The organism is Bartonella queenslandensis AUST/NH15 (assembly GCF_000312585.1).
Classification (GTDB): Bacteria; Pseudomonadota; Alphaproteobacteria; order Rhizobiales; family Rhizobiaceae; genus Bartonella; species Bartonella queenslandensis_A.
Genome location: NZ_HE997979.1, coordinates 138,887 through 142,670 on the forward strand (window position 1 = coordinate 138,887; position 3,784 = coordinate 142,670).

Sequence of the window (3,784 nt, forward strand, 5' to 3'; positions counted from 1 at the left end):
CAGGGTTTTTTTATAGCTCTCCCCCTTTAAAAAACGCAAACTCTAAAAACCAGCGTTCAACTATCAACAAAGGATTGTAAAAAGTCTCGCTTCAGCCAATTCCTATTCTCTTATTCTTTTAGAGGACGCATTTGCAAGAGCAAGAGCTTTACCATCACACCATTAGTCCATTGGCGCCCTTATGAAATAAGTGAAAGCCGTAATATTTTTTTAAAGCAAATACAGATAATGTGTATCAATTGCAGCGGATGATGATCATGTGATAACAGCATAAAAACAAGTGTATGTGTTCATTTTTCAACCTCTTCTCCCCCAATAAAGCTTCTTACCCCAATAAAACTTCTTCATTGATGAACAATCCGTTTTTTCAATGTTACCTCACCTCTCACCTTTATTTTTCTTAATAAGATCACTTTATAAAGTAACAAGAGTATCAGCGAACAAGAAGTAATTTTCTCGCGACATTTCAAAGAACAAAGATTTTAACCCCCATTTTACCCCCTACTTGTCTCTTAAAACCCGATATTGGTTTGTAAAGAAACAACAACTCTTGGGGCAGGATTTTCTTGGCTTCCCATTTCATAAGGCTTCACTTAAATTTTAAAACGCTATAGGCAAGCCCTGACCTAAATATTCAATAGATACTGAAAAAAAACACTTGAACGTTTGAAAAAAGCTGCCTTCTATCACCATACTTTTCAAGCGACGACGTTTTACAACTGTTTTATGCCAGAATGGAGCAAGGATATTGTCGATCTGTGTTGCTACAATTTATGATAACAATATTAATTTATAATAATAATTATAATATTGAATTAGAAGCCTACGAATACCGTAGGATTCTCTCATTTCAAATCTGTATCGGTTGAATCAATCAAAACATTTGCTTACACGTCACAAGCAGATGCGCTCACGTGGCATAAAGCGGCATAAAATTGTACAAGAAAGGCAAGCCTCTTTTGAACCATCTCAAGTACCAAGGGTTGGTCCGCAACATTTTAGAGCCAGCAAAGTGGGTGATGGTGATGACTTACTTCTTCATAAGCGCAAAAATGAAAGGCCAATAGATTTTACATGATTTCCATGGGGAATTTTACTATTATACATCTTCGCTTCCAGTGTTGCGACAACCCTTGGCACTTGAGAGCATTCATAAGAGCCATTTTTATTCCTTTCTTGTACAGTTTTTTCCACACGCTTATCCTGCTTATGACGTGCAAGCGAATGGTTTGCTTGATTCAACATGAAACAGATTTGGAATGAGAGAATCTCACAGTATTCGGGGTTATGATTTAAGTTGAAAAAGAATAATTTACCATTATAAATCAATTTGTTGTATGCTTATGGAGATCCTTCCCTATGAGGCGTTTTTAAGAGCAAGCATTGCTGTGTGGGGGAGACAGTCATTGTTATGTTTTGTGACCTGAAAGAATGCCTTTTGAAGTAATATAGAGGCTTATAAGGGTGAAAAATAGGCTTGAGACGACATTCCAGCCAGCAAATGAGAGAAAAAGAAAACGTAGGGGTGCTTCAGAACAAGAAGGAGGGCGAATGTTATTTAATTGGTTAAGCAGTTGGTTAACGTTTGAGGCTTTGCGTACGGCGTTTGAACCACAACTGAGAGGAGCTGTCCAAAAGCCATATTCAACACCTGCGTGATAAATGGCTAAAACAAGGCTGATGCTCATTAAGACAAAAACACATAAAAATAAAAGTTGTATCCAAGAAGACAGGCGAAAAAACCATGCCCCAAAACCTGCTAAGAGCAAAAAGGGTATGGCACCGTAATAGGGAAAACGCTCGATAAGACATAAATCGCAAGGAAGATACCCTCCAAGATGTTCAAAACCAAGGGCAATACCTATGGTGGCAGACAAGCAAAAAGCGAGAAAAAAAGCCCATAAACTTTGTTCTTTTCTGCTGGGTTCAAGATGAAGGTGCTTCTTTAAAAGCGGATGGGAAGACAAAGCACATGCCATTGGGGATGTTCCTTATAAAAGTTGCTTGTTTAAAAAAGCTATAAAAATCCCATAAATTAAAAGGAGGCTAACACCCCCCATGAGGATAATCCATTTGAAATGCTGTCGTAGAAAATTCATTGCTTTTTGTCCAAAATGTTTAATCAGCCACGCGAGAAGATAAAAACGAGCGCCTCTGGAAAAAATACAAATGAGAATGAAAAGTTCAAGACGTAAACTCATCACACCGGCCAAAATTGTGACAATCTTGATGGGGGGAAGATGAAAAAAGCCTGATGTTATCAGTAAAATAATGAGAAATTGCAGGGTTGCATTGTTTTTTAGAGCTTCAAAACTTTCAACTTTACCGTAAAGTTCTAAAATGGGTTTGGCAAGGGCGTCATAGGCAAAATGTCCGATAAACCAACCGGCAATGCCTCCTAAAACAGAACAGATCGTTGCAATTAAAGCATAGCGATAAACTTGCTTTTTACGGATAAGCAGCAGCGGGATATATAAAACATCTATGGGAATTGGAAAAACAGAACTTTCAATAAAGGCAATAAAACCAAGCCAGTGTGGCGCTGTACGCCGATTTGCTAAAGAAATCGTCCAAAGCTTTAGTTTGTTTAATATCATGCGTTTTTTATAAATTTAAGAGGTAAAAACTTTACAAATAAGACTGCTATAAACCCGATAAAGAAAATATTCCATAAAACAGAGAAGAAAATGATAGGAATTGTAAAAAAAGAAGAAGTCTGGTGTTGACGAATCTGTTCTTCTTCATATAGTGCAAAGAGATAATCGATAAGTCTGTCTTTTATAACGCAAGTGCGGGTGTGGTGGAACTGGTAGACGCGCCAGACTCAAAATCTGGTTCCGAGAGGAGTGTCGGTTCGAGTCCGACCACCCGCACCACTTATAGATTTTTTCCAATATCACTTGATGTCGTTGTTTGTCTTATTTCATTAATTATCTTTTATATACGACCTTGATATCTGATGATAAGGTATTGATTTATAATGATAATCTAGCGTTATTCATATTGAATGAGAGTTCCGAATAACGTAAGATTCTCTCATTTCAAATCTTTTTATCTTGAATCAATCAAAACCATTCGCTTGCACATCACAAGCGGGGCTGGTGTGTGGGTAAAGACTGTATAAGAAAGGATTAAAAAATGGCTCTTATGAACCGTCTTAATGCAAGATCTGTCGCAACATTGGGGGCTGGTAAATATAATGATGGTGCTGGCTTATTACTTCATAAGCGTAAAGATGGAGGTGCTCAATGGCTTTATCGTTATACCCTTCACGGGCGTCGTCGTGAAATGGGATTGGGGGCTTTAAGAGATGTCTCTTTAAAACAAGCTCGTGAATTGGCAACTGGGTGGCGCTCCATTTTACGTGAAGGTCGTGACCCCATTAAAGAACGTGAGAAACAAAAGCGTGAAGCAATAAGCAATCTTCATTATTTAAAAGATATTGCTCTAGAGACTTTTGAAAGTCGTAAAGCCGAATTAAAAGGAGATGGGAAAAATGGATTCTGGTTTTCACCTTTACAACTTTATGTACTCCCCAAATTAGGCTGTCTGCCTGTTTCAGAAATTACCCAAACAGAGATACGCAATACCCTTGCTCCTATCTGGCATACAAAAGCTGATACAGCGCGTAAAGCACTGAACCGTCTCAATATTTGTCTTAAACATGCGGCTGCTTTGGGTTTAGATGTTGATTTACAAGCAACCACCAAAGCACGCGCGCTTTTAGGGAAACAACGCCATAAAACGCAAAACTTTCCAGCAATGGATTGGAAAGATATACCAG

4 protein-coding genes and 1 tRNA gene are annotated in these 3,784 nt (G+C 38.2%); 2 read left to right on the top strand and 3 right to left on the bottom strand.

Annotation, left to right across the window (positions count from 1 at the left end; translation table 11 throughout):
• Positions 1-1,038 precede the first annotated feature (1,038 nt).
• From BN338_RS11570 to BN338_RS01585, 3 genes are all read right to left on the bottom strand, one after another.
• A complete protein-coding gene (locus tag BN338_RS11570) occupies positions 1,039-1,245 on the bottom strand; it encodes a hypothetical protein (RefSeq protein WP_156809227.1) in 207 nt (68 codons plus the stop codon).
• A 164-nt stretch (positions 1,246-1,409) separates the two neighbouring features.
• A complete protein-coding gene (locus tag BN338_RS01580) occupies positions 1,410-1,979 on the bottom strand; it encodes a disulfide bond formation protein B (protein ID WP_039758362.1) in 570 nt (189 codons plus the stop codon).
• Positions 1,980-1,991: 12 nt separating this feature from the next.
• Positions 1,992-2,597 carry a YqaA family protein gene (locus BN338_RS01585; RefSeq protein ID WP_039758363.1) on the bottom strand — a complete coding sequence of 202 codons (606 nt, stop codon included), beginning with the start codon at positions 2,595-2,597 and terminating at the stop codon, positions 1,992-1,994.
• 194 nt (positions 2,598-2,791) lie between these two features.
• Between BN338_RS01585 and BN338_RS01595 the strand changes: the two genes are divergently transcribed.
• Together BN338_RS01595 and BN338_RS01600 are read left to right on the top strand one after the other, a co-directional pair.
• A tRNA-Leu gene (locus BN338_RS01595) sits at positions 2,792-2,876 on the top strand.
• A 262-nt stretch (positions 2,877-3,138) separates the two neighbouring features.
• Positions 3,139-3,784, top strand: a 646-nt coding sequence (locus BN338_RS01600; RefSeq protein WP_039758365.1) for a tyrosine-type recombinase/integrase, incomplete at its 3' end; no start/stop codon positions are given.